Source organism: Caballeronia sordidicola (assembly GCF_001544455.2).
GTDB classification, from domain to species: domain Bacteria; phylum Pseudomonadota; class Gammaproteobacteria; order Burkholderiales; family Burkholderiaceae; genus Caballeronia; species Caballeronia sordidicola.
Window position 1 is genome coordinate 1 of record NZ_FCOC02000014.1, and the last position, 26,948, is coordinate 26,948.

Below are 26,948 nucleotides of genomic sequence, written 5' to 3' on the forward strand. Positions count from 1 at the left end.
AAACAGAGATTGATAAAGTCAAAACCCGACATCTCTAAAAAGTTTGAACCCCGACATCTGAACTTAGCCTCGACATTACTATGTAGCAGCTAAGTTGTAATGTCCGCTTTCGGCCGGCTTAAGCTTAACCAGCATCGTGCATCAAGAAGACTTCCGGACCTCCACCAGCCACTCTTGGTTCCGACGATCTTCAACGTCTGCCTGGCTACGCAAAAAGTCAATGAAAGCCCGAAGTTTCGGTGCGACCGAACGACGGTCGGGATAATAAAGCGTAAAGCCAGGCAGCGTTGGACTCCACTCCGGAATGATGCGTACGAGCCGTCCAGCCTCAAGGAGGCCTTCAATATACCCATTGATCATATAAGCAATGCCGATCCCATCCAGCGCACATTGGACAAGCATTGCCGAGTCATTCACGACCAACTTACTGTTTGGCGCAATCTCAATGGTTTCCCCATTGCGGGTGAACGACCATCGTTCGACTTGACCCGATGTGATTTGCCTGAAGCCAATACAGTCATGGTCAATCAATTCTCGAGGATGAGTCGGAACACCTTTCCTCAATAGATATTCAGGTGACGCCACGATGTAAGCGGAGATTGCTGGACCGACATGCACGGCGACCATGTCTTTCTGAACCAGATTGCCAAATCGAATTCCGGCATCAATTCCTCGCCCTATTATGTCCGCGAGCGATCCATCAATAAAAATTTCCACCCTTATGTCGGGGAACTGGTCAAGAAAGCGCCGTAGCACCGGTTGAAGTATTGTCATGTAGCCGGCACGAGCAACGTTAAGCCTCAGCATTCCCATTGGTTTTCCCGAAAGCGCGCCAAGCTCGTCCGTAGCAAGCGACAACATGTTGATCGCCGGCAATACTTGTTCGAAATACTGTTGTCCCGCCTCCGTTAATCCGACGCCTCGCGTATTCCTGTTAAACAAAGCCATGCCTATCCTGCGCTCGAGATTTCGTACGGTTTGGCTCACTGCCGAAGGCGAGACACCTAATCGAACAGCCGCAGTCGAAAAGCTTTTCTCTTGGGCCACAGCAATGAATGTCATGATCCCGTCGAGTTGACTTTGTTGCATTGATGCTCCCTTCTTCGCAAATTTAGAGTCCACTTTGAAGTGGCTCTTCATAGCACATCGTGTCGAGGCATGTTACCAGTATCGATATGGAGTAATAGTCTCATTGATTGCGCTCTAGCGAGCATTGGGACAAGGTGGCCGACATGGATACGACCAGGGCGCTGAATATTTTTCTGAGCGTGGCCAGAGCACGAAATTTTAGTCGTGCAGCCATAGAAACAGGAACGTCGACGCCTGCGATCAGTCGTGCAGTCGCCCAGCTTGAAAAGCATCTTGGCCTGCGCCTGTTTCATCGAACGACGCGCAGAGTCAGTCTTACTGCTGAAGGCGAGCGGTTGTATGAACTTGCCGAGAAGGGACTGCAACTGCTCGACGATGCGATGGACAGGACAATGTACGCGAAGGACGCGTTGCGAGGCTCTATCCGCATAGCTGCACCCCGTTCAATCGGCAGCCATCTTCTTGTCCCACTCATGCTGAAGTTCCAGGAAAATCATCCGAACGTGGGGTTCGATACTGTACTGGAAGACTGCTTCACGGACTTGGTCGGGCAGAAAATCGACATCGGTTTTCGCGCTGGATCCCAGCCCGACGGCGTGCTTATCTCAAGGCCGCTAGCACCGCTGGAACTGTTGACCTGCGCGTCGCGCCGCTATGTAGAACGGTATGGTGCTCCCACGAGTATCGACGAACTTGACAAGCATCGCTGCACTGGATTTCGTCAGCCTAACAGTGGCCGAACCGTGCCATGGGAATTTACCGTTGGCTCGCAAGTGCTATCGCGGCATGTTTCGGCGATTGCCACGTTTAACGATGTGGATGTTGAGGTGAGCGCGGTACGTGCAGGCATGGGAATTGGACAGCTGCCGACCTACCTCGTCTCCGAGCACATTCGCTCGGGTGAGTTGATCAGCTTATTGCCCGGATACTCGTCTAGCCGCATGGGCATCTTTATGTTTTATCCACAGCGGGAGCGCCTGCCTGCAAGGGTACGCCGGTTCATTGATTTTGTAGCACGTGAGGACATGTCGTCATTCTTCAATTCAACTTCGAATTGTCCTGGTGAGGATGTGTTGCGGATTCCCAAGGCGATTGTCGAGGTATAAGTCAACTTTGTCGTTCAATTACGATAGATGTAAATGCGTTGGTGAGCACATGCGTTTGACTTTCGATCGTTGGACGCAAAAGCGTTAGCATTCTCTGCTCAACCGGAAATTGGAAAAGCGGTGTCCATCAGCTTCTCTTTCAGAATCGGGAGTTCGCGGATTCGCTTGCCGGTTGCATGGTACACACCGTTCGCGACTGCCGCGGCTAATCCCGTCGTCCCGATTTCGCCGATGCCTCGCGCGCCGAGTTCGTTGAGCTGCAGGTCGGGGTAATCGAGCAGGATGATGTCAATGTCTGGTTGATCCGCATGCACGGGCACGGCGTACTCGGCGTAATTGTTATTCGCCGGAACCCCGGTGCGCGTGTCGTATTCCGTAGCTTCAAACAAAGCCATGCCAATGCCCATCACAATTGCGCCCTCCACCTGATTGCGTGCTGTCAAAGGATTGATGACACGGCCCACGTCGAGCGCGCTGACGACCCGCGCCACCCGAAGTCGAGAGATACCCGGATCCCAGCGGATCTCCACGAAATGCACGCCAAAAGACTTGAACGACACTTTTCCAACGGATGCTGCCGACGTTCTCGCAAAACCTTCCGCATTCGCCAAGCGCTGGCCTTTGAGAACCGCAGCAAAATCCAGGGAACGCTTGCCGTCGGTCAGACGCCCTTCCTCAAAGCGCAGATCATCTGTTTTCGCTCCCGCAAAAAAGGCCTTGTCGGCTACCGCGAACGATTTCAGCCGGGCAATGGCATTACGGGTCGCCTCGGCGATAGCAGGCGTCACGCTTGCGGTTGCCCACGAACCGCCGGACATTGGAGCGGCGGGAAACGACGAGTCGCCAAGCCGGACCTGAATACGTTCGAATGGCACACCTGTTATGTTTGCAACTACTTGCGCCGCAATGGTGTATGTTCCCGTTCCAATATCCTGGATGGCGCACGTCACGAGCACCGTGCCGTCGTTGCGTAGTTGCACTCGCGCCTCCGCGGCTGTGCGATAAGCATCCCAATTGCATGCCGCCATACCGTAACCAATGATCTCGTGACTATCGCGCATGGACCCGATGGCAGGATTTCGCTTAGCCCAGCCAAAGCGCTCGGATGCCGTCACGATTGCTTCATGCAAGTGATTGCTCGACCACGGGAGATTAGCAACTTCATCGACCGCCGAGATATTTTGCAGACGAAACTCCATTGGATCGATGTTCGATGCAAGAGCCAGTTCATCGATCGCCGATTCCAGTGCGAATAAGCCTGGTGCTGCGCCGGGCGCACGCATGGAGGTCGGGGAGCCCCGGTTGACTTGCGTGATGTGATGGCTGACGAGCACGTTCGGACATGAATAGAGATTGCGGGAGACTCCCCCGCAGTTCTCAGTGAAAGCATCCGTCATCGAGGTGGTGTTGATCGACTCGTGGCGAAGCGATGTAAGTTTTCCGTTCGCGTCGGCGGACAATCTCAGGCGCTGAAGCGTCTCCGGCCGATGGCCCGTTGTTGTGAACATCTGCGCGCGTGGCACGATCAGTTTGACTGGACGTCCCACAACGCGCGCGGCGGCACTCGCGGCGACAGAGTTTGGCCACATGAAAAGCTTGCTGCCAAAGCCCGAACCAATAAATGGCGCTTCGACGGTTACCCGCTCGGGCGTGAGGCCAAAAACCGACGCAATCGTATTGCGATGCACCGTTACGCCCTGCGACGCCTCATAAATAAAGAGGTGGTCACCGTCCCAGTGCGCCACCGTTGCGTGCATCTCCATGGGGTTGTGTGTTTCGACAGGTGTCCTGTAGGTGACATCGATCTTATGCAATGCATTGTCGAACGCGGCCTCGGGCGTGCCGCGGCTGTGCCCGCGACCGCCATCTCGCGTACCATTCATTTCGACGCCCTGGTCCAGCGTCGCTGCAGCCTTGTTGGTCGCGTATGTCACGTTGACTTTATATGCCGCTTCACGCGCATGTTCGAACGTGTCGGCGATTACAAGCGCAACGAACTGGCCCGCATAGTTGACGGTCGCGTCCTCGAACGGCGTCCTGCTTTCGTCGGTGATCGTTGAAGTCAGGATTGTGGCGGGCGCGATAGCGCTGCGGGGCGGCCGATACAGCATTGGAAAATTGTCATGGTGAAGAACATCGATGACACCAGATACGCGTCGAGCTGCGGCAGTGTCAATGCGCAGGACGCGTCCGCTTGCAATGGTGCTGAAAACACCGTACGCGTAGACCAGTCCGGGCATGCTTTGATCAGCGGTGTAACGAGCCGCCCCGGTGACTTTGAGCCTTCCATCGACTCGCTTTACCGATTGACCTATAACTTGCTGGCTCACGTCAGGCCCTCCCGTTCTCGTCGATGTCAGCATGTGGTCTGGCCGCAATGGTTGTCAGATTGCGGACAACCGCTTGCTGGCCCAAAGCGATCTTGAACCCGTTCTGACCGAAGGAGCGCGCTCCGTCAAGTGCAGTAGCGGCCGCTTGAGTGAAGACGTCGGTGCTGGCTCTCTGGCCGATGAGCAAACGTTCGGCGGCGAGCGCCCGCCAGGGCCGTGTCCCGACACCGCCAAGGGCAAGACGGGCGTTGGTGATTGTTTGGCCTTCGAAGGTCAGGATCGCCGCGCAAGATGCCAGCGCGAATTGATACGACGCCCGATCACGCAGCTTGAGATAGGCGGAGCGGCTGCCTGCAATGGGTGCATCGAGCGTGACATGCGTGATCATTTCGCCTTCGGCGAGCGCGTGTTCTTTCCATGGCGTATTGCCAGGAAGGAGGTGAAAATCAAGAAAGTCGATTTCACGGACCCCTCGAACGCCCTGCACGTGGATGGTGGCGCCGATGGCGGCCATTGCAACGCACATGTCGGACGGATGCGCCGCGAAACAGTTTTCACTACCACCGAGAACTGCATGCACGTTGCGGTTTTGACCGCCGACGGCAGCGCACCCCGCCCCTGGGGAGCGCTTGTTACAAGGCGAGATGCCGTCACGGAAATAGCCGCAGCGTACGCGTTGCATGATATTGCCGGCGGTGGTTGCCTTGTTACGCAATTGCGTGCTGGCGCCGGACAACAGCGCTTCCAAAAGCACCGGGTATGCGGCGCGGATGACGTCATCGCGCGCAAGATTCGTGTTCGTCACCATCGCGCCCACGCGAACGCGTCCATCGTTTAGCCGCTCGATGCGATCCAGGCGCAGCTTGTGAATGTCGACCACGCGCGCTGGACGCATCACGTCCAGCTTCATGAGATCGAGAAGCGTCGTGCCGCCGGCGAGGTAGACGGCATCCGTTTGCGTGCGGGCCAGAAGTGCACGCTCGACAGAGTCGGCGCGAAAATAGTCGAAGGTGCGCATCAGGCAGTCCCCCCGCTTTTCGTTCGGGCCCACTGGATTGCTGCAAGAATGTTTTGATACGCGCCACAGCGACAAATATTGCCGCTCATCGCATCGCGCACGGAATGGTCGTCAGAAGGAATTCGCGCGTCGCGAAGTACTGCAATTGCACTCATCATCTGGCCGGCAGTGCAATAGCCGCACTGATAGGCGTCGTGTTCCCAGAAGGCCTGCTGTACGGGATGCAGACGGCCGTTCTTCTCAAGGCCCTCTACGGTGAAGACTTCGTCTCCATCGTGCATCATGGCAAGGGACAGGCACGAGTTCACGGCTATTCCATTGACGTGGACGGTGCATGCGCCGCACTGACCGTGGTCGCAGCCCTTCTTCGTGCCTGTCAATTGCAATTGATCGCGCAGGACGTCGAGCAAAATCGCATTCGGCGCGACGCTCAGGCGCCGCCGCACACCATTGACTATTAGTTGAACGGTTTCATTCGATGAGGGCGCAGGCTGCGCTTCCATTATCGGCGTAGTTGGCGACTGCGCCGCTGCGTCCGCGACCGCCCAACGGTTACCCGCTACCGCAACCCCGGATGCGCCAACAGACTGCAGAAAGCGCCGTCTCGACGCAATTGGTTGCTGATTTTCTGCGACGCTCTCGGCCGGACTTTGCGGTTGATCCGGCTCCTTCTGGTTGGAATGAGGCACGGAATCGTGTTTCTGATGGGCCATGAGTTCGCCGATGGTCGATACCCCGGCTCACAGTAAGCCGGGTTCACCTAATGTACCCGTGCCAGATACCCGCAACCAACGCCCGGCGGTTAATACCGTTTTAAGCAAAACTGTCGACCACGATCGGTCGTGACGACTACAACCGCGCCCTCAATAGAACCGCGGCCTCAGCATTACGGCGCAAAACGCGTGAAAACATAGTCGCGGTCCTTTACCTTGGCTGCATGGCAGGCAAAGCAGGTCTGATGTTGCGCCGCATCGACCGGCTGTCCATCGATAAAACGGCCGTAGCCCCAACCGCCCGTCGACGCGTAGCGGCGTGAGTCCTTCACCATCACCTGCACCGTCGTGGGCGTGCCGGGAATCGTTGCCGATTGAAACTCCGGCGACTGCTTGCGCTTGTATGCGAGCTTGACCAAGATGGTTCCGTCAGGATATGGCAGCGTCGAGTTCTCGATAGCCTTGATGGCGACTGGGTTGCCCAATACAACGCGCAGTTCGTCGAGCGGCGCAGCTTCCTCTGCCGGCGCGATCATTTGCCACCCTCGATAACCATCCGGAATGGTGACCCCGTAAATCGGAGACGGAGCCGATTTCGCAGCCTGCGCCGAAGCGTGATCGGCCAGCGTGCCCAGCAAAAGAGCCCCAGAAAGCATGACACATACAGTCCTGATCCTTTGCATTTCTTTCGTGTTCCCGGTTAGCTGGATTGGAAACGCGCAACATCGATAATCGCGTCTGCGAATGCCTTCGGCGCTTCCTGCGGCAGGTTATGGCCAATACCGCCGCTGATGTTCCGGTGCGCATACTTGCCCGTAAATTTTTTGGCATATGCCGACGGCTCAGGATGCGGTGCGCCGTTGGCGTCGCCTTCCACCGTGATGGTCGGAACCGTAATGGGCGGCGCCAACGCCAGCCGCTTTTCCAACTCGTCGTATTTCGCTTCGCCCGTGACAAGTCCCAGACGCCACCGGTAGTTGTGAATCACGATCGCGACATGGTCAGGATTATTGAACGATGCAGCCGAGCGCTCGTAGGTCGCATCGTCGAAATTCCATTTGGGAGACGCCGTATGCCAGATCAGCTTGTTGAAATCGTGGCGGTTCGCGTCGTAGCCGGCGTGGCCGCGATCCGTGGCAAAATAAAACTGATACCACCATGCGAGCTCCGCCTTAGGCGGCAGCGGCGCTTTATTGGCGTCCTGGCTGCCGATCAGATAACCGCTCACCGACACCAAAGCCTTGCATCGCTCTGGCCACAACGCGGCAATGATATTCGCCGTGCGCGCACCCCAGTCAAAGCCGCCGAAGATCGCTTGATCGACCTTGAGCGCATCCATCAGGTTGATTACGTCTACCGCGATAACCGCTTGCTGGCCGTTTCGGGGCGTGTCTGTGGACAGGAATCGTGTGGACCCGTAGCCCCTGAGATACGGCACGATGACGCGATACCCAGCCGCAACAAGTAACGGTGCGACTTCGGCGTAGCTATGAATATCGTAGGGCCAGCCATGTAGCAGGATCACGACAGGCCCGTTTTGCGGCCCGGCTTGCGCGAAGCCCACGTTGAGCGTGCCCGCATTGATCTGCCGCAGGTTTTCGAACGAGGCAGTGCTTGATCCGGACGCAACAGCACTCGACTCGGCATGCGCGAAGCCGCCCAACCCCAATTCCGTCAGGCTGATACCGGCAACCGTCGTACCGAGCAAACGACGTCGCCGCATATTGATCTCATCGGACATGTTTAGCTTTCCTTATTTAAGAGGCTTTGAAACGGCTGCAGGCGCGAGGAAAAACATGACCTGTCCTCGACGCCAGAAATCCTGGAATCTGCTCTCGGTCGAGCGATGCAGGCGCAAAGGAGAATTCGCCGACTCCGCATCCACGCTTGAACCGAACGTTCCAGTCACGGATTGGCGTAGATCGGGCCCAGACCGATTATGTCCGTTTCACCCCGGCGCGCAGAACCGGACGCGGACGTGCCGGCAGTCGATGATCCGTATGAGGACGCCCAGCCCTTCTGAGCGTCCACACGCACCTGGGCGGCTTCGATGTTCTCGGGGTATCGTGTCTGGTCGCTGGCGGGGTTGTATCCGGCTTGCTGCAACTCAACCAACTGTGCGTGGGCGTCCGCGCGGGTAAGCGCCTGGTTCGACTGAGCGAAGGAAATTGCGGGCAATGCAACAGCAGCGGCAACAACAAGCGATTGAATAGCTTTCATGATATCCACCTCGAGAAAATATCATTCCACAAACGCCCGTTTGCGTTTGGGTTAGATGCCAGAACAGTTGGCGTGAGCGTATTGGACAGGAATGACGTATCTGGCTTATGTCTGCAATGCGCATCGTTGCAACCTTATGTAACGCCCGGCGACATGGACACATTGGGATACGAAGATGCCCCGAGAACGACGGCTTAATCTGAGTGCGGTCGCTATGAACAACTGCCGCAGCAGTACGACCAGCATCACGCGTTGACGGCCGCCTCGATAATTGTCCGGATTTCGCTTAGCAGTCCGGGTATGGCGGCATAGCTTGTATGAGTCAGACGCAGGACGCCCCCGGTTGTGCATACGCCGATAACCTGGTCATCGGCGAAACCGGAGGTCACGAACGGCCCCCATAACGCCTCAAGCGTGATATCGCCGTAGGCGGATGCAACCGGTTGATTTCCCAGGTTCGACAGCAACACGTCGAAAGCCAGCACAGTCGACAGAAAGCTTGCCGCGTGCTGAACACTCGGCTTGACTGACATGGCCGCATCGAGAGCCTTTAGTTCCGCCGCTGCCTGGGTGGGCGTTTGCGCAGGCACAAGATCTCGCTTGATTTTGCGCGCGGCAATCCACAAGGGTGCACCGGGCGGGTGATCGTCGACGGTGATCGTTTGAGTGATGTAGACCCCACTGGATGTGCCGACTTCGCTCGCAAGATGACGCACATCAACTGGCGTTACGGTACGAAGTGGACGCGAGCGCCACTCGCGCGACAGACGGCGGCCAGCTTCGTGGACAGCAGCGGCAATGGCGCCGTGCACGGTGGTTTGCTCGGCACGTGCGCGCGCGATGAGCCGGCGAGTGAACTCTGCGGGAAACGCAAGCGCGTCGATTTGCGGTACATCTTCCGCGCCCGGACGAAATGATCTCGGCGATAGCGCTGGTGCCGCGGCGGGCAGAACCGCCGCTGAGTTCATTTGGCTTTCCAGCAAGGTTTCGAGCGACTCCACTAGTCCCAGCGGCGCCAGAGCTTCTCCCGAGAGCGCGAGCAGCAGATCTTGAATCAGATAGGCACTTCCCATGCCGTCGAGCACTGAATGATGCACGACAAGAATCAGTGTTGACGCATGCGCGCCTTGCAACAAGGTCGCGCGCCACAACGGCGCAACCGACCAGTCGAACGGCGTAGCAATTTCGCGGGCAACTTCCCGCCGCCATGTATCCGGCTCACGCTCGATCACGCGCAACGGAACCGTTGCGTCGGTCGCGCCATGGAAGCCCGTATTTCCCTGCGCATCCACGCCGATGAAAGTCGAAAGCAATGGATGCCGTCGTTGCACAGAGCGGAAAGCCGCATGCCATGCTTGCGGCGGAAAGCTTCGATCGACTTCGGCGACCATGGCGAAATGCGTCGGCCGATTCTGATCGAGCAACCAGAACAGATGTTCCGTACTCCCGAGACTACGCATGCGCGTGTGTTTGCTCGACTGAATGTCCTCGATGTCCTTCTGTTGGTCTTTCACTCTCTGACTCCCGATAGGTTATGTGCTCCGATGCACCTACGCTGGGCCGACGTCTGATATTGATGAACACCGGCGCCGCGGACGTGTTGGTGGTACGGCCCAGGCCGGTATTACAGGTGCGGTGCGTATATCCCTCATGTCGGGCAACAGGTGTTTTTGAAACGCTATGTATCCACTCACCAACCCAATACATTGCGAAACGCGCTGACGAATGTGTCTCTCAATGTGTACAACGATCTAACCGGTACAGAGCATTGCAATAGCGGGTTCCTGTGACATAAGCCAGATACCTCATCCGGGCCTAATGCATCCAGCGACGGAATCTGGATCGAAATACTTGAGCGTTCCTCACCATACGCAGTCGTGTTCCGGCTATTCCGGCGAATTTGGTGTTTTATTTAGGAAACCGATATATTTGGAGGATTCGTTATGTTCAAGAATTTCCTGATCGCCGCACTCCTCTGCGCCAGCGCCGCTGTCGTGTCGCCTGCTTTCGCGGACAGCGGCTACGGCCCAGCGCCTCGCTACAACCCGCTCATCGGCGCGCCGTCTTCTCAACGTGGCCAGAGCGTCCAGACTCTTCGCGCTGAACAGGCCGACCAGACGATCAGCACGAACGATACCTCTCGTCGTTAGTCGCAGCACGTCCTCCCCATACATCTTCTGGCGCGCCGTCATTAACGCGCCAGCTTTCCCTCGCTCCTGGATATCAACCATGCCATCAACACCGTTTTCTCCCGGCCGCCGCCATCTCCTTGCCGCTTCAGCCGCCGCAAGTGCCATGGGGCTGATTCCCGGATCCGTGTTCGCTGCTACCGGCGACATCACGATCCACCCGTTCAAGGCCAAGGTGCCGCAATCCGATCTCGACGATTTGCGCCGGCGTATCGCGAGCACGCGCTGGCCCGGCAAAGAGACGGTCAACGACGAGTCGCAAGGTGTGCGGCTCGCGAGAATGCAGGCGCTCGTGAAATACTGGGGTACCGATTACGACTGGCGCAAAGGCGAAGCGAAGCTGAACGCGCTACCGATGTTCACGACCGAAATCGACGGACTGGATATTCAGTTCATTCATGTGCGCTCACGCCACGACAAGGCTTTGCCACTGATCATGACCCATGGCTGGCCGGGCTCCATCTTCGAACTCATCAAGGTCATCGCTCCGCTTACCGATCCCACGGCATATGGCGCAAGCGCCGGCGACGCGTTCCACATTGTCGTTCCTTCCCTGCCCGGCTTCGGTTTCTCGGAACAGCCGAAGACCGCCGGATGGGACTCGAATCGCATCGCGCGCGCATGGGGCGAGTTGATGGTCCGGCTTGGCTATACGCGTTTCGTATCGCAAGGCGGCGACTGCGGATCGGTGATTTCGCATCGCATGGCAATGCAGAAAGTGAAAGGCCTGATTGGCATTCACGTCAACATGCCTGCAACCGTCCCGCCGGATATCGCGACACTGCTCGCTCTTGGGGAACCCGCGCCGGCAAGCTTGTCGCCGAAAGAGAAAGCCGCATATGATTCACTGAACGTTTTCTATCGGGATAATTGCGGCTACTCCGCCATGATGGTGACGCGACCGCAGACCGTCGGGTATGCGCTTGCCGATTCACCCGTGGGTCAAGCCGCATGGATGTATGACAAGATCTCCCAGTGGACCTATAGCGGCGGTGTACCTGAACGCTCGCTCACGCGCGACGAAATTCTCGACGACATATCGCTCTACTGGCTGACCAACAGCGCCACGTCAGCCGCGCAAATCTACTGGGAAGATCATTCCAACAACTTCAATGCTGTCGACATATCCTTGCCGGCTGCCGTGACGATCTTCCCCGGAGAGATTTATCAGGCGCCGCGGAGCTGGACCGAGCGTGCGTATCACAATCTGATCTATTTCAACGAAGTCGACAAGGGCGGTCATTTTGCTGCGTGGGAAGAGCCGCAGTTATTCGCGACCGAGGTCCGCGCGGCAATGCGCCCGTTGCGTTAGGCGATCGGGTGGTCGCGGCGATCGAACGCCAGGATCGCCGCGGCGTTTTCATATCGTCGCCGTAAGTGAGTGCGGTGAGTGCGGCCGCGGCGAGTATGGCCGACGCACTGAGTCACCGATCCAGCGAAGCGTTGGCCTAAGTTGATCCATGCCATTTGCTGTTTGCGGATAAGCATCGGCAGCGGGAGTCCGATCGCTCGCGATCAACCAAATGTAAAGCTGAACACGTGCACGCCCGGATCGAGAAATTCGATCTCGAACGTACGGTCGTGCACCGGGCCCGGTTGGCGCACGAGTTGATACAGACGCGCGCTCGTCACAACACCTGCGCCCTCGCTCGTAACGTCAGCACCGTGCGCTTCGCCCGGAGATGCACCGTCCACAGTAATGCGAAAGCGCACCGGCTTGCCTTGCGCAGCCGGCCCCAGCACCAGGTGCAGATCGCGCGCATGAAAGCGGTAGGCGATGCGCCCGTTCAGCGCGCCTGGCACGGCAGATTCCGCACCGATATTCCACTGCCCAGCGAGCGCCCAGTTGTTGAGCGGCAGTTGCGCGGGTAACGTGTAAGCGGTCTCGGTATCGGGCTTAACGCGCTGTGGCGACGCGAAGCCTTGCGCCTCCCGGTAGCCGACGTAGGTCTCGCCCGAGCCAACGTCCGTCGGATTGGCGGCGGCTTGCGCGCCCGTCGCCTGCACCGGCGGCTGAGGGCCGTCACCGCGCATCCGCCTCCCGTTTTCGGCCAGAAGTTGCCGGAGTGCGTCTTCCGCTTCGCTGTAGTCGCCTTCGCCGAAATGGTGATACCTGATGCGGCCCTGCGCGTCGGCAATATAGAAGGCTGGCCAGTACTGGTTGTTGAACGCACGCCAGATGGTGTAGTCGTTGTCGATGGCCACCGGATAATGAATGTTCAGATCGGCCAGCGCACGTTTGACATTGCCGGTATCGTGCTCGAAACCAAACTCCGGAGTATGTACGCCGATCACCACCAGGCCGTCGTCGCGGTAGCGCTGCGCCCACGTCTTCAGATATGGCAAGGTGCGCAGGCAATTGATGCACGAGTACGTCCAGAAGTTGATTACGATGACCTTGCCGCGCAATGCGTCGGTCGAAAGCGGTGTGCTGTTAAGCCACGTCGCCGCGCCGTCAAGCGATGGCAGGTGTCCCTGAACCGGCAGCGCGGCGTCCATTGACACCCGCATCATCCGGGCCGCTTGCGGCCCTTTGCCTGCCAGCTTTCTCGTTTCGACGAGGCTGACCAACCTCGCCTCGATGACAGTCGTTGACCCGGATGGAATATACGCGAGAATCCGTGTGTCGACGCCCAATGAGATCGCGCCAACGGCGAGCAGCACCAACGCGCCCATTGCACGGCGCAGACCCTCGCCGAAGCCGAAAGAACGCTTGAGCATATCCAGCGAACGCTTGCCAAGCCCGGACACCACTGCCAGCGAGCAGGCTGCGCCTCCGGCATAGGCAACAAGCGCCACCGCGGTCTGCCAGGTTGCACCATGCAAAGCCGCACTGGTCAGGATCAGTCCGAGAATGGGTCCGGCACAGGGCGCCCATAGCAGGCCGGTCGCGGCGCCAAGCGAGATAGCGGAACCGATCCGGCGTGTCGCGCCATCGTTCTGCGAGCGCGAAACGAAGCGCTCGGCAAGGTCTGACAATGGGCGTGACAGATTCGCCGTACTCTCGGGAAACAACAGTGACACGCCGAACACCGTAAACAGTGCCAGCGCAATCCAGCGCCCATACTCGCTGAATTGCGCAGCCCCGCTCAGACCGGCTGTGCCGAGGCCTGTCACAAGCGCAAACGTGCCTGCAAGGCCGAGAAGAAACGGCAAGCGGCCCGTCGCGAATGGCTTGTCGGAGCGTGCGAATACGAACGGGACGACAGGCAGAATGCACGGGCTCAGGACAGTGAACACACCGCCCGCAAACGCAATGATGATCAGTAGCATGAGATCAGTATCCACACAGTAGACGGTTGGTCAGACCGGCATCGAACGTCACGCACAACGATGCGTCAAGTCATGTGCCGTATTCCGGCACTCTCGTGTATCGGGTAGATTTCAGTAGCCGGTCATTGCGCAATCCAATGTATCCATTGCGGTCCGCGACATATACGATACAAACCACCACGTCGCTTGTCCGGCGTCCACACGCATGCTCCGTATCCGAACGTATCTGAGCCGGTTGCGACAGGAAGGGCATCCCCGCCAGGAAGCAGACATAAGCCACACTACGTCTGTCCGTTTCAATACAGCGGTGGCATTGCCGCAAACCGGCCGGCGCACCGCTTTAGCTTCCGCCTTGCTCGCGCAGCGTCAGCTTGCTGTTCACCGACGTTACGCCCGGAACCTGCTTCGCTGCATCGACAGCCAGACCATCCTGGTCCTCGCTTGTGATCTGGCCAGCCAGCGTCACGTGTCCCGTCTTCGCATTGCCGAAGACGGAAATCGTTGCTTGCTCGAGGCCCCTGGTCTTGAAAATGGCTTTTTGAACGGTCTTTGAAAATGCACGATTAGCTACCCGAACTGATTTCCTGGTCGGGGTTTCCTGCGCGCTGACCGCTGAGGTACTGTCCGACCCGCCAGCCGCCGAGTCCGCCGCGAATGCAGGCGCATATGCAAAAGCCGCAACAGCGATGGTAAAGCCGCTGCTCACAACGAGTTGTCGAAGTTTCATGATTTGATCCTTGGCTTAGTCTGAAAAAAATCGCGTGATCGATGGAAACCATACTGTCGCTGCTATTTTCGCGAGCGAGCACTACGTCGGGCGTGAACCTGCTCGACGCCGTATAGCAATTAGAAACATAGGATGTATCCTGGGTATGTCCGCAACGTATCGAAATGTACCGTCTGACGGCTCCGCATCTGCTCATTCGTCCCGCGCATATCTTTTATTACCGTCTGGACGACAGCAGGAGGCCCGTGAGGTCAGCTGCGCCTTGACTACTACCCATCGCGGAAACCGCACGTCCCGGGCAAAATCCTCCAGCCCGGTATCCGTCAGTAACATGAGATAGCGCAACTGATCCCTCAACACCGGGTGAGTAGTTCATGGTCAGCCGCGCTTCGAGCCCTCCTTCATTGCGGTTATATAGCCGCAAATCCGCATTCATGGCTATCGCAAGCTGGCGAGCAATTGCAAGCCCAAGACCTGATCCCACAACGTCCCGGTCTCCGCGCAACTCACCGCGATAGAAAGGCCTGAACACGTTTTCCAGTTGATCCGGCCGAATCCCCGGACCGTTGTCCAACACCGAAATCACAAGCCCGGATGACCCCTTGCGCGCGTGAATGCGCACCGCGCTGCCGAACTTCAACGCGTTATCGACGAGGTTTGCCAGTATCCTGCGAAACGCGTTAGGTAGCGTAATGACCGGTTCTTCAATGCGCGACTCCAGTGAGACATGATCTCCGGAGTCCTCATAATCTGAAACAATGCTTTCAAGCAGAGCGCGCAAGTCAATGCGAGACGGCGGCTCCGTGGTGCCATGAAGCGTGCGTGCATAGGTCACGCCCTCCTTGACCAGCGCGTGCATGGTGTCCAGGTCCTGTAAAAGCCTGGTGCTTTCCTGCTTGCTTTCCAGCATTTCGGCACGCAGGCGCATTCGGGTGATCGGCGTCTGCAGATCATGCGAAATTGCGGCGAGGACCTCGATGCGCTCGGCCGTACCGCGGACTAGCCGTTCATTGAGGGTCTTGAAAGCCCGAATCGCCTGCACCATTTCTCTGGGGCCTTTCTCCGGCAAGTCCCGGACAGCGTGGTCAGTAACCGGATGACCGGCAGCTTCGGTGAGACATGCAATTGAACGGCCAATTAGTCCGTCAATATAGGAAGCGAACAGGCCGATAACCATCAACTGAAGAACCGTAGCCAAAGCCATCCAGACGACTGCGGGAATGTCTGGCAGCAACGACATTGCAACCATCGCACACGCCTGACCCAGCACCGCGATAGCCGACAGCACGTAAAATAGCAATCTCGCAAAAGGCAATGTATTCAGCATCGGCAGCTCCATTTGAAAAGCAGGACGCGACAAAATGCACATAGTCGACGCCGCAAATTAGAGCGCGATAAAGAAATGCCTTCTATTGGACGATGGTGTCGGTCGATACTTAAGTATTGGTCGGAGCTCGCACCGCTTTTGTCTCGCGGCTATGACCCGCATGCTCGAATGAGCCGATGGACAAATCAAGTCTCAGCGCTTTGACTCGACCGGCAGATGTAGCTTCGCGGCCATGATGACCAGCTCCGGCAGCGACGCGGCTTTCATCTTTCGCATGACGTTGCCGCGATGAGCTTTTACGGTAATTTCGCTGATGCCCAGTTCGCCACCCACTTGCTTGTTCAATCGGCCCGCAACGACAAATGCCATGACTTCGCGCTCTCGCGGGGTGAGCGACTCGTAGCCTTCGCGTAGCTCACACAATTGCGCTTCGTCTGCAAGCGCCATCGCACTGCATTCAATAGCGTGGGTGATAGCGTTTATTAAAGCCTCGTCGCTGAACGGCTTGGTCAGGAAGTCGACTGCTCCGGCTTTCATGGCCTGGACCGTCATGGGCACATCGCCGTTGCCGGTTATAAAAATAATGGGCGTACCGGCGCGTTTTCCACTGATTAGTCTCTGTAGATCCAGACCATTCAGGTCGGGCAAGGACACGTCGAGCACCAGGCAGTTTGGCACGCAAACAAGCGGATGGTCGAGAAACGTCTGCGCAGAAGCGAAGGTTCTCGGCTGCCACCCGACGCTGGAAACAAGCAATTCCAGAGACTCGCGAACGGAGATATCGTCGTCGACTATAAATATAACTGGAACGGGCTTCTCCATGATCTGCGAGCTCGATATGCACAGGTTACTAGCAGAAACAAGTATGCGCTCGGCGACGTCGTGCATTCAATGCTCCCCGAACGCCGCATGCAGTGCTTCAAGCAAGGCGCTCTCACTGAAAGGTTTCAACAGACATGCTACGACCCCCGCCCCTATTAATTCCGAACCGGTTTTTCCATCTCCGTGCGCGGTGATGAATATAACGGGAACCCGCTTCTTCAGGTGATTAAGTTCGTGCACCAACTCCGGGCCAGACATTCCTGGCATTGCTATATCGAGAATCAGGCAACCCGTCACGTCAACCTTGTCCGAAGCGAGAAAGGCCTCTGCCGATGCATACGTCTGCGCGGCGAAACCTAATTCGTTCAGCAAATCGGGCAGCGACTCACGCACGGATTCGTCATCGTCCACAACCGACACGAGCGACCGCAACACCATCATAGATTCCCCATGACATGCTGGTTATTCAGTACCAGCGCCCCCGCAAAAAGATCGCCGTCAGATGTCCGACTGCTCCCCGAGGCCGGACGCGCGCCAGCATGAAGCATGCACCTTTGTAGGGGGACAGGGATATGATACTTTGGTATCGACTCAGAGACGGCAATATGCAAAGCCGCTCTTTTCGACACCAATGATTCGCGGCCATGGAATTGATGGAACCGGATGAGTCAAGTTGTGCGGTGCAAACGAGAGGTTCTTCATGGCGATTGCTGCCTGTCCGTTACGCCCGCGATCCAGTGCGCACTCCCGCCGTTCCCATCTTTCCGCAGCTTTGATTGCTTAGGAATGGAGAACGAAAACGTGGCGCCGCCGCTCTCATTTCCGATGGCCCACAATTGACCTCCGTGATTATCGATAATCGATTTGCTTACCGACAACCCAATGCCCATCCCGCCGGGCTTGGTCGTATAGAAAGCGTCGAACAGTCGCGCCGGCTCGTGAATGCCAAACCCTGCACCTGTATCCGCCACGGACACGCGCACAATGTCGTTCGCGTCAAGTTCAGTGACGACGAGCAAGCGCCTCGGACGATCATCAATGCCGTTCATCGCCTCCAGCGCATTCAGTAAAAGGTTAAGAATCACTTGCTGAAGTTGAACGCGATCGCCCGAAACGCAGGGCAGATTGCCGGCAAGATCGATCTGCACTGTCACCCCGCTACGATGCAGTTCGCTACGGAAAAGCGTAACGATCTCACCGATGGACTCGTTCAGATCGACGTTTTCGATTGTGGTGTCCGTCTTGCAGAAAAGCGCACGTAATCGCTTGATTACTTCCGACGCCCGGTTGCCGTCACGAATGGTACGCCGCGCAGTTTCCCGCGCTCCCTCCAGGTTGGGGGGCTCGGCGCCCAACATGCGCAGGCACGTGCTGGCATTCGTGATAATGCCGGAGAGCGGCTGGTTCACTTCATGAGCAATCGACGCAGTCAATACTCCGAAGCTCGATGCCCTCGCCACTCTCGCAAGTTCCGATCGCGCTTCTATCAATGCCGCTTCGGACCGGCGTCGCTCTGTCACGTCCTGAATGGCCGCCATGTACTCACACTGCCCGCTTGCGTCCCTGATTGCGTGTGCAACCACGTGCATGTATTTGACCGACTGGTCGGGCATCAACAACCGGTACTCGTGCTCGTAATCGATACCGCGTTGCTGGCGCTCGAGCATATCGTCGAATGACACGCGGTCCTCGGGATGCACACGCGAGCGGATCAATTCGAGTGTGACCGGCCTGGCCGCATCGAATTCGAACATCCGGTACACCTCTTCCGACCACGTGATCTCTCCGGTCGACACACGCTTGGAAAAGCCCCCGGTCGAACTCAGGCGTCGAGTCTCCGCGAGAAACGCTTCGCTTCGTTTAAGCGTCGCGTCGTGCTGTGTCCGCTCAACCGCAATGCTTGCAATACGCGCTATCTGCCCTATCAGTGCCTGATCGAGCGGTGCAGATCTTCGACGGCCATCGTAATGTATCGAACACACTCCCGTGACCTTGCCGCTGGCCGCGACAATGGGCATTGACCAGCACGCGTGAATTCCATGATGAAGCGCCATTTGCCGCCAGGAACAGAGCGCCCACCGGGGGTCCGAAAGAAGGTCGGAGACAATGATCTGCTCGTTCGACAGGGCCGCGCTTGCGCATGGGTTGCTTTCGGCAGGCCCATCGATAATCGAATCGATGAATTCACGAGGAAGGCTCGGTGCGGCGCCGTGCTCAAGATGCGTACCCGCTGGCTGCAGCAACGCGATGCTGCAATAGCAGCCGGGCGCAACACTTTCAACAAGACGGCAAAACCATTCAAGAATGACCGCCATGGGGCGACCGGCAGCAACCAGTTCAAGCAGTTCTGTTTCGCCGGCGAGCAGTGCTTCGATCCTCCGCCGGTCTTCAATTTCCGTATTCAGTCCGCACCACTTCACTAATTGCCCGGATGCATCCAGGACTGGCCGCGTTCGAATCAGGAACCAGCGGTATTCTCCGTCGAACCGGCGCAGGCGTGCATCCATCTCCTGGGGTTCGCCCGAACTCAGGTTGGCGCTCCAGCGTTTGAGCAGTTCCGGCAAGTCGTCCGGATGAATGGCATCCTGCCAGCACTGCAGAATAGTTTCCGCACTCATGCCGGTGTATTCACGCCAGCGCCGGTTTAGAAAATCGACTTGGCCGCTGGGGAGCGCGGTCCACACCAAGCCTGGCAGTGCATCGATTACTTGAAGGAGTTCGTTTTCCATTCCGGCAATGGGTTGGAAAGTCAGTTGCTTATCCGGGCACATGCTATTGACTCCAGCTGACACAAACCATTAGATTTACGCCTTCTTGAACATGCATTGCCGCAGTGCGCTCTTCATGGAAATACAGGTGACAATGTCTTGTCGATTCCGCTGGTTGCCGTGGAGATCTTACCATTCGCCAAGGGCGCTCTTCCCCATTGCGCTGGTCGTGGCGAGCCTCTCGGCAGCCCGGGCGGACAATGTGGTGGTGATCGGTTATGCGGGCGCATTGACGGGACCTCAGGCACATCTTGGCAAAGATATCGAGCAAGGCATCCGGCTTGCTATTGATGAGATCAATGCTTCCCATCCGGTAATCGCAGGCACTCCGACCGGCTTCAAGCTCGACGCCCAGGACGATGCCGGAGACCCGCGAATTGCGACATTGATTGCGCAGCGTTTCATTGATAACGGCGTGAACGCGATCGTCGGGCATCAGAGTTCAGGAACATCGATCGCGGTCGCGAGGCTTTACGCCGCAGCCAACATTGCCGAGATTACGCCTTCCGCCACGAATCCCCAGTTCACCAGACTTGGCTATCGCACGACGTTCCGGGTGCTTGCGAACGACAACTTCCTCGGGACCGTCATGAGCCGTTATGTAATCGACACCATGCACGCTCGCCGCGTTGCAGTGATCGATGACCGCACCGCTTATGGTCAAGGCGTGGCCGATGTATTCGTTGACGCAACGCGTAGTGCGGGCGGCACGATCGTGGCGCGCGAATATACAAGCGATAAAGCGGTGGACTTCAACGCGTCGCTTACGCTCTTCAAGCAAAAACGGCCAGACGCCATTTTTTTTGGAGGTGTCGATGCGCAAGCCGGGCCCATGCTGCGCCAGATGAAGCGGCTTGGCGTCACCGCGCCATTGCTCGGAGGCGACGGCATGTGCACCCGGGAGCTGCCAAGATTGGCGGGCGAGGCGTTCGCCGGCAATCTGTATTGCGCCGACGGCGGACTGAGCCTTTCTTCCATGCCGGGCGGTCTCGCCTTCGAAAAGAAGTTCCATGCGAAATTCCGGGAGCACGTGCAACTCTACGCGCCCTACGCTTACGACGCGACCATGGCGGTGTATCACGCGGTAGTCCAGGCGCAATCGGCGGAATCGGGAAAAATCGTCGACGCACTTCGCAATGTCGATTTCCAAGGTGTTACCGGCCAGATTTCTTTTGACGACGCGGGGGATCTGCGCGTGCCGGCCGCGACTATCTCGACATTCAAAGACCGCAAGAAGGTGACGCTCCGGGAAATCAGAAGATAGGAAACCTGATCGATATGACCCTACACGTCAGCACTTTCCATGATCACTAATGCATTGTTTTCAACATCAACCTCGCTTCCAGGCCACCACCCGCACGATTGTGAAGCGAGAGCGTCGCATCCATCGCGAGTGCGAGCTGGCGCGCGATGGCGAGGCCAAGACCCGTACCGCCCGTATTGCGATTACGCGACGTTTCGATCCGGTAGAACGGTTGAAAAACCGCCTCCAGCGACTGCTCGGGGATCCCCGGTCCGCGATCCAGCACCGTGACGGTCGCCTTTCCGTCGGACGATGCCGCCACATTGATCTCCGCAACGCCGCTGAACTTCAGCGCGTTGTCCACCAGGTTACCAACAATGCGGCGCAAAGCCTGTGGACGCGTCGTGAGCGGCATGCCGAATCGCCCTTGCAGACACACGTCTTGACCCGCATCGACGTAGTCGCAGACCAGGCTGTCGAACAACGCATCGGGATCGATCCGGCACGGCACTTCGGTTGCGCCGTGCAGCGTTCGCGCGTAAGTCACGCCCTCCTTCACCAATGCCTCGATTTCCTGCAAATCCTGCCGCAGCTTGACACTTTCGGCTTCGTCATCCATGACTTCAACCCGAAGACGCATGCGGGTAATCGGCGTTTGCAAGTCATGTGAAATCGCTGCCAGAATCTGCATGCGTTCCGTCATGTACATTGAAATCCTGTCCTGCATCGAGTTGAACGCGCGCGCCGCACGCGCCACTTCCGATGGTCCATCTGTCGGCAGCCGGAATGCCTTGAGGTCCGGGCCGAGTCCGTCGGCTGCCGCCGCCAACTCGTGCAGGGGGCGCGTGGCAACCCGCACTGCCAGCCAGCAGCACGCGAGCAGCACGACCAGTTGCAGGATCAGCCCCAAGGGCAGCCAACGCGACAATGGGGTGCTCGGCATGGGACGCAGGTCTATTGTCAGGGGGCTGCCGTCGGAGAGCCGGAGGTGTACCTGAAGACGCTCGCGATCACCCGGCACGGCGTTCACGGTGAGCGGATAGCGAGTTCCGATGCCTTCGGAAATGGATTGCGCCACGCGCGCCGACAGTTGGGCGTCGAGCGTGCCACCGCTTACCCCCGGTCCAAGAATGAAATCGTAGCTGCGGCGCGCAAGGCGCGGCAGCCATTGAGCGCGTTCGCTGGCCGGCAAATGATCGAGAAGCGCCACGGAACTGACAACTTCGCGCTCGATGTAGCCCATCATCACATTGGTCATGCTCTGGTCGCGCTCGGTCATGGTGAGCCAGAACGACAACGCCTGCGCTGAAGCCAGACCAATGAACAGGATCACCGTCAACCTCGCGAACAACGTGCGCGGCCAATGCAGCCATGAGCGCACGTTCATTGCGGTTCCTCGATCACACTCACCGCCGAAGAGAACACATAACCTTCACTGCGCAGCGTCTTGATGTAGCGAGGTTCGCGGGCGACGTCCCTCAGCCGCTGACGCAGGCGGCTCACCATCAGGTCGATCGAGCGGTCGAACGTGTCGGCCTGACGTCCCTGGGTCAGGTTGAGTAACTGATCGCGGGTCAGCACGCGTTGGGGATGATCGAGAAACACGCGCAGCAGACGATATTCGGCTCCGCTAAGCGCGACCATCGTGCCTTCCTGATCGAGGAGGTGACGCGCAATCGTATCGAGCCGCCAATCGCCGAACCCGAGCATTTGCGCCGATTCGCTTAGTTGCATGCCGGGCGGCAGCATGCGCGCGCGGCGCAGCACCGCGCGAATACGCGCAAGCAGTTCGCGCACCGCAAACGGCTTGGGCAAGTAGTCGTCGGCGCCCATTTCCAGGCCGAGAATCCGGTCGGCTTCTTCGTCTCTCGCGGTCAGCATCAGCACTGGCACCGAGCGGAACTTGCCAGCCCGCAGTTCGCGGCAGATCACCAGGCCGTCTTCGCCGGGCATCATCAGATCGAGGACGATCAAGTCGGGCGCGCCGTTTTCCAGGACGCTGTACATCTGGCGTCCGTTAGCGGCGAGCGAAACGCGCATGCCGCTTTTATCGAGGTAGCCCGCGATCAGTTCGCGAATACCCCGGTCGTCGTCGACAATCAGTATGTGGTCGATCGTATTCATCCGTGCATCAACTCTTTCGACGTTTCGTCTGCACCTTGCTTGCGTGGATCAACGAACACTGGACCGGATGCGCCAGCTCGGCGGCCAAACCGCCGGCCACGAAGGCAAGAATCGCAAACAGGCGTTTCATGCGTCCTCCATTACGGAGAGGCTTGCTCCATTCGAGATAGCCGCCTCTAGCGCATACGGATCAATGCTCTCGAGGCAGCCGATATTGGCGCGCCAAAGCTGCGGATTCGTGCGCGTTTGATGAAACGGATAAATACCACAATGCCTGCAGAAAAAGTGCTTAGCTGTCCGCGTGTTGAACTGATACTGCGAGAGCGCGTCCTCCCCTTGCAGTATCGCCAATTGATTCGCGGCGAACGGCGGAGTCATCAGCGCGCCTTTGCGCCGGCACAAGCTGCAATTGCAGCGCGCCGCCGGGGTTACAGGTGCATGAACCTCGAATTTGACGGCTCCGCAGTGGCACGAGCCTTTCAGGCCATCGTCGCTCATAAAGATCCCGGTGATGAGGTATGGCTACTTTATAGCGCGACTTGAATAGGTGTTTGTATCGTAGTGTATCCGCCCGGTTGTCTGATACAAAAAATTGCACCATGCAGTCAGCCGGCAACAGCCAAACCGGACAGGAGCAATCTTATGCAAGCTTGCGATCCTTAATAGCGTGGTTTTCTGCAACTCGGTAAATGATTAGCAGGCCGGCGCAACGGAATAATATTCTCCGGGGGTTTTTTAGCGACGCACTGGCATGCCCAATAGGTTTCGTCACCGATCACATGCTTTGTCAGGACACAGTCGTCGGCGCAATCGTCGCTCTGACATCCGAATATTGCTTCAGCAACGTTGCCCGATTCGAGTACGCACCATACATTGCACAAGCCACAACGGGAAGACCGAACAATGTCCTTGATTGCCGAAGGATATTCCGAGCGTTCGAGCGCTCGCACGACTGTTTCGCCATCTCGTTGGAACACGGTAAGAAGTTTGCCCACTACCTTGACCATGTGCGTGGCCTCCGGGGTTCTATTGTTTGTAAAGCGATGGTCTTTTACTTCTCATCGTTTGGCGCCGGGATAGCACGCACAACATGGCCTTTGCATCTGCAATGCTTGCTATCGACGCCTTTGTGCTATCCGTAAATTAGTCCGCGCAGCGAAAGTTTCCAATCGAGTCCCATCATGATGTGGTTAACCCTGTGATATGCAGCGCTCATTGGTGGCAGCAGATCAAGACTTGGTGATCCGCTGTTGCTGCATTGTGTCAAACGGATGAAAGCAACTTCAGTTAGGTACGCAATTTCAAAAGGCCTGCTAGAAGGCGCCATGATTTGCTTGTGTACATCGACCGCCATCAAGAATCCCGCGATATAGCCGTGACCTATCAAGGGCATTGCACTAATCTACTTCTGTGGACCGTCACACGCGTTTATATTTGATTGGAGTAGGCTCGTCAGAACGAATGGCGCCTGTTCAGCAACGTCAAACATTAGGTGCCGCAGTAGTAGTTTTCGCCTGAGTATTCTTCAATCTTCCAAGCGCGCTACGCGCCAGGCTCATTGATGCGATGCACTATGAAAACGTGCATCCTTAAAAAAACAATCGGTGGATAGGTCCCTCTCAAGGAGATAACGCATGTCAAATGAAGCAAAGTGCCCGTTCAATCACGCCGCGGGCGGCGGCACGACGAACCGTGACTGGTGGCCGAAACAACTGCGGGTAGACTTGCTCAGCCAGCACTCCAGCAAGTCCAATCCCCTGGACAACAGCTTCAACTACGCCGAGGCCTTCAAGAGCCTTGATCTGGCTGCAGTCAAGAAGGACCTTGCAGCGCTGATGACCGATTCGCAAGATTGGTGGCCCGCGGACTTTGGCCACTACGGCCCGCTATTTATCCGCATGGCCTGGCACAGCGCAGGCACGTACCGTATCGGCGATGGTCGCGGCGGTGCCGGGCGCGGCCAGCAGCGTTTCGCACCGCTCAACAGTTGGCCGGACAATGTCAGTCTGGATAAAGCCCGCCGCCTGCTCTGGCCGATCAAACAGAAATATGGTCAGAAGATCTCGTGGGCCGACCTGTTGATTCTCACGGGCAACGTCGCGCTCGAGACCATGGGATTCAAGACCTTTGGTTTCGCGGGTGGGCGTGAGGACACGTGGGAACCGGATCAGGACGTCTACTGGGGCAACGAGAAGACCTGGCTGGGCGGCGACGTGCGTTATGGCAAGGGAGCTGCAGGCAATAACGAAGACGGAGGCGTTATTGTCGCCGACGAAGAAAAGCACGGTGAAGAAACCAGCCGTACCGATAACGGACGCAACCTGGAAAATCCACTGGGCGCCGTGCAGATGGGCCTCATCTATGTCAATCCGGAAGGTCCCGACGGTAATCCGGATCCAGTTGCCGCAGCGCACGATATCCGTGAAACCTTCGCGCGCATGGCAATGAACGACGAGGAAACTGTCGCGCTGATCGCAGGCGGCCATACGTTTGGCAAGACGCACGGCGCGGGTCCTGCCGAGAACGTAGGTCCCGAACCCGAGTCCGCCGATCTCGAGAACCAGGGGCTTGGATGGAAGAACAGCTTTGGCAGCGGCAAGGGCGGCGACACCATCACCAGTGGCCTGGAGGTCACCTGGAGCAGCACGCCAACGCAATGGAGCAACGGTTTCTTTGAAAACCTGTTTGGTCACGAGTGGGAACTGACCAAGAGTCCCGCTGGCGCCAATCAGTGGGTCGCCAAAGGCGCCAGCGCAATTATTCCACACGCTCACGATCCGTCGAAGAAACTGCTTCCGACGATGCTGACCACCGATCTCTCCCTGCGCTTCGATCCCGCCTACGAGAAAATCTCTCGGCATTTTTGGGAACATCCCGATGAGTTGGCCGACGCATTCGCCCGCGCGTGGTTCAAGTTGACGCATCGCGACATGGGACCGCGCGCACGCTATCTTGGACCGGAAGTACCAAGCGAAGAGTTGCTTTGGCAGGACCCGATTCCGAAGCTGGACCATGCGCTGGTCGAGGAAGCGGACGTCGCCGCACTCAAGCAGAAGATCCTGGCGTCGGGACTATCTGTCTCTGAACTGGTATCGACGGCCTGGGCGTCGGCGTCCACATTCCGTGGCTCCGACAAACGCGGCGGCGCCAACGGCGCACGCATCCGCCTCGCGCCGCAGAAGGACTGGGCCGTCAACCAGCCCGAGCAGTTGTCGAAGGTACTGAAGGTCCTCGAAGGCATCCAGAGCGAGTTCAACGGCGCGCAAGCCGGCGGCAAGAAGATTTCACTGGCCGACTTGATTGTTCTGGCGGGCGGCGCCGGCATTGAGCAGGCGGCGAAAAATGCCGGGCATCAGGTGAGCGTGCCCTTTACGGCGGGCCGAATGGACGCCTCGCAGGAACAGACCGACGTGGAATCCGTTTCCGCGCTGGAACCGGTCGCCGATGGTTTCCGCAATTATCTGAAGGGCAAGTACAAGGTTCCAGCGGAAGCGTTATTGATCGACAAGGCGCAATTGCTGAGCTTGACCGCTCCGGAAATGACGGCGCTCATCGGCGGCTTGCGTGTGCTGAACGTCAATGCCGGTAAGAACCCGCATGGCGTCTTCACCGACAAACCGGAAGCACTGACCAACGACTTCTTCCGCAACCTGCTCGACATGAGCACGGAGTGGCAAGCGCTCTCGTCGGCCAGGGACTTGTTCGAAGGACGGGACCGGAAGACTGGTGAAAGAAAATGGACCGGCACTCCCGTCGATCTGATTTTCGGCGCACATTCCCAGCTTCGGGCGCTCAGTGAAGTCTATGCAGCAGAAGACGCGCAGGAAAAGTTCGTCCGCGACTTCGTCGCAGCATGGGTGAAGGTGATGAACCTCGACCGTTTCGACCTTGCCTGACACGTCGCCTCGCTCCGTCAGGCGGTCGTCCTGACGGAGCCTTCCATTTCAATCGCGCTATTACGCCTCGAACGTGCAATGCGCCCCCGTACGCGGCGCATTG

Annotated in this window: 23 protein-coding genes; 4 read left to right on the plus strand and 19 right to left on the minus strand. The window is 57.8% G+C overall.

Translation table 11 applies throughout. The features are described from left to right. Positions 1–141 precede the first annotated feature (141 nt). A complete protein-coding gene (locus AWB64_RS20465; protein ID WP_060857398.1) occupies positions 142–1,089 on the minus strand; it encodes a LysR family transcriptional regulator in 948 nt (315 codons plus the stop codon). A gap of 143 nt (positions 1,090–1,232) precedes the next feature. Here AWB64_RS20465 and AWB64_RS20470 point away from each other — a divergent pair, with 143 nt between their 5' ends. Continuing rightward, positions 1,233–2,195, plus strand: coding sequence for a LysR family transcriptional regulator (locus tag AWB64_RS20470; protein ID WP_082850570.1), 963 nt, complete (start codon positions 1,233–1,235; stop codon positions 2,193–2,195). 98 nt (positions 2,196–2,293) lie between these two features. Here the strand turns inward: AWB64_RS20470 and AWB64_RS20475 are convergent, their stop codons facing one another. The 8 genes from AWB64_RS20475 to AWB64_RS31645 all read right to left on the minus strand — a co-directional run bounded on the left by AWB64_RS20475 (position 2,294) and on the right by AWB64_RS31645 (position 10,707). After that, positions 2,294–4,525 (minus strand): xanthine dehydrogenase family protein molybdopterin-binding subunit, encoded by a 2,232-nt coding sequence (locus AWB64_RS20475; protein ID WP_060857261.1) that lies wholly within the window; start codon positions 4,523–4,525, stop codon positions 2,294–2,296. Position 4,526: 1 nt separating this feature from the next. Next, positions 4,527–5,543, minus strand: a complete 1,017-nt coding sequence (locus tag AWB64_RS20480; RefSeq protein ID WP_060857262.1) for an FAD binding domain-containing protein — start codon at positions 5,541–5,543, stop codon at positions 4,527–4,529. After that, on the minus strand, positions 5,543–6,256 hold the full coding sequence (locus tag AWB64_RS20485; RefSeq protein WP_060857263.1) for a (2Fe-2S)-binding protein: 714 nt from the start codon (positions 6,254–6,256) through the stop codon (positions 5,543–5,545). Before AWB64_RS20485 ends, AWB64_RS20480 begins: the two co-directional genes overlap by 1 nt. 173 nt (positions 6,257–6,429) lie before the next feature. Further along, positions 6,430–6,939, minus strand: coding sequence for a cytochrome P460 family protein (locus AWB64_RS20490; RefSeq protein WP_060857264.1), 510 nt, complete (start codon positions 6,937–6,939; stop codon positions 6,430–6,432). 17 nt (positions 6,940–6,956) lie between these two features. Then, entirely contained in the window at positions 6,957–7,997 is a 1,041-nt protein-coding gene (locus AWB64_RS20495; protein WP_060857265.1) for an alpha/beta fold hydrolase, read from the minus strand. Between the two features lie 164 nt (positions 7,998–8,161). Further along, positions 8,162–8,476, minus strand: a complete 315-nt coding sequence (locus tag AWB64_RS20500; protein ID WP_060857266.1) for a DUF4148 domain-containing protein — start codon at positions 8,474–8,476, stop codon at positions 8,162–8,164. Positions 8,477–8,721: 245 nt separating this feature from the next. Continuing rightward, positions 8,722–9,990: a condensation domain-containing protein gene (locus AWB64_RS20505; RefSeq protein WP_060857267.1), complete on the minus strand. Its 1,269-nt coding sequence runs from the start codon at positions 9,988–9,990 to the stop codon at positions 8,722–8,724. A gap of 372 nt (positions 9,991–10,362) precedes the next feature. Further along, a complete protein-coding gene (locus tag AWB64_RS31645) occupies positions 10,363–10,707 on the minus strand; it encodes a hypothetical protein (RefSeq protein WP_060857268.1) in 345 nt (114 codons plus the stop codon). On the opposite strand from AWB64_RS31645, the gene AWB64_RS20515 reads away from it, so the two are divergent. Then, positions 10,706–11,977 (plus strand): epoxide hydrolase family protein, encoded by a 1,272-nt coding sequence (locus tag AWB64_RS20515; protein WP_060857269.1) that lies wholly within the window; start codon positions 10,706–10,708, stop codon positions 11,975–11,977. The two genes, AWB64_RS31645 and AWB64_RS20515, sit on opposite strands and share 2 nt — an antisense overlap. Positions 11,978–12,180: 203 nt before the next feature. On the opposite strand, the gene AWB64_RS20520 is transcribed toward AWB64_RS20515, so the two are convergent. The 6 genes from AWB64_RS20520 to AWB64_RS20545 all read right to left on the minus strand — a co-directional run bounded on the left by AWB64_RS20520 (position 12,181) and on the right by AWB64_RS20545 (position 19,585). Continuing rightward, positions 12,181–13,938, minus strand: a complete 1,758-nt coding sequence (locus tag AWB64_RS20520; RefSeq protein WP_060857270.1) for a cytochrome c biogenesis protein DipZ — start codon at positions 13,936–13,938, stop codon at positions 12,181–12,183. Positions 13,939–14,278: 340 nt separating this feature from the next. Further along, on the minus strand, positions 14,279–14,665 hold the full coding sequence (locus tag AWB64_RS20525) for a BON domain-containing protein (protein ID WP_060857271.1): 387 nt from the start codon (positions 14,663–14,665) through the stop codon (positions 14,279–14,281). A gap of 217 nt (positions 14,666–14,882) precedes the next feature. After that, complete coding sequence (locus AWB64_RS20530; protein ID WP_060857272.1) at positions 14,883–15,992, minus strand: sensor histidine kinase; 1,110 nt, start codon at positions 15,990–15,992, stop codon at positions 14,883–14,885. Positions 15,993–16,184: 192 nt separating this feature from the next. Further along, positions 16,185–16,814 carry a response regulator transcription factor gene (locus tag AWB64_RS20535; protein WP_060857399.1) on the minus strand — a complete coding sequence of 210 codons (630 nt, stop codon included), beginning with the start codon at positions 16,812–16,814 and terminating at the stop codon, positions 16,185–16,187. Between the two features lie 66 nt (positions 16,815–16,880). After that, a complete protein-coding gene (locus tag AWB64_RS20540) occupies positions 16,881–17,255 on the minus strand; it encodes a response regulator transcription factor (RefSeq protein WP_244164130.1) in 375 nt (124 codons plus the stop codon). Positions 17,256–17,512: 257 nt separating this feature from the next. Beyond that, positions 17,513–19,585: a GAF domain-containing sensor histidine kinase gene (locus AWB64_RS20545; protein WP_060857273.1), complete on the minus strand. Its 2,073-nt coding sequence runs from the start codon at positions 19,583–19,585 to the stop codon at positions 17,513–17,515. Between the two features lie 91 nt (positions 19,586–19,676). Here AWB64_RS20545 and AWB64_RS20550 point away from each other — a divergent pair, with 91 nt between their 5' ends. Next, entirely contained in the window at positions 19,677–20,846 is a 1,170-nt protein-coding gene (locus AWB64_RS20550) for a branched-chain amino acid ABC transporter substrate-binding protein (RefSeq protein WP_060857274.1), read from the plus strand. Positions 20,847–20,892: 46 nt separating this feature from the next. Here the strand turns inward: AWB64_RS20550 and AWB64_RS20555 are convergent, their stop codons facing one another. Genes AWB64_RS20555 through AWB64_RS20565 form a run of 4 tightly spaced genes read right to left on the minus strand, consistent with a single transcriptional unit; the run spans position 20,893 to position 23,447 of the window. Continuing rightward, the gene (locus tag AWB64_RS20555) at positions 20,893–22,212 is read right to left on the minus strand and encodes an ATP-binding protein (protein ID WP_060857275.1); all 1,320 of its coding nucleotides are present in this window, start codon (positions 22,210–22,212) and stop codon (positions 20,893–20,895) included. Beyond that, on the minus strand, positions 22,209–22,949 hold the full coding sequence (locus AWB64_RS20560) for a response regulator (protein ID WP_060857276.1): 741 nt from the start codon (positions 22,947–22,949) through the stop codon (positions 22,209–22,211). The genes AWB64_RS20555 and AWB64_RS20560 overlap by 4 nt, the downstream gene beginning before the upstream one ends. Before the next feature lie 7 nt (positions 22,950–22,956). After that, positions 22,957–23,079 carry a hypothetical protein gene (locus tag AWB64_RS32560; RefSeq protein ID WP_279616269.1) on the minus strand — a complete coding sequence of 41 codons (123 nt, stop codon included), beginning with the start codon at positions 23,077–23,079 and terminating at the stop codon, positions 22,957–22,959. Continuing rightward, entirely contained in the window at positions 23,076–23,447 is a 372-nt protein-coding gene (locus AWB64_RS20565) for a GFA family protein (protein WP_060857277.1), read from the minus strand. Before AWB64_RS20565 ends, AWB64_RS32560 begins: the two co-directional genes overlap by 4 nt. Positions 23,448–24,583: 1,136 nt before the next feature. Here AWB64_RS20565 and katG point away from each other — a divergent pair. Beyond that, positions 24,584–26,845, plus strand: a complete 2,262-nt coding sequence (gene katG / locus AWB64_RS20570) for a catalase/peroxidase HPI (protein ID WP_060857278.1) — start codon at positions 24,584–24,586, stop codon at positions 26,843–26,845. Positions 26,846–26,948: the final 103 nt, after the last annotated feature.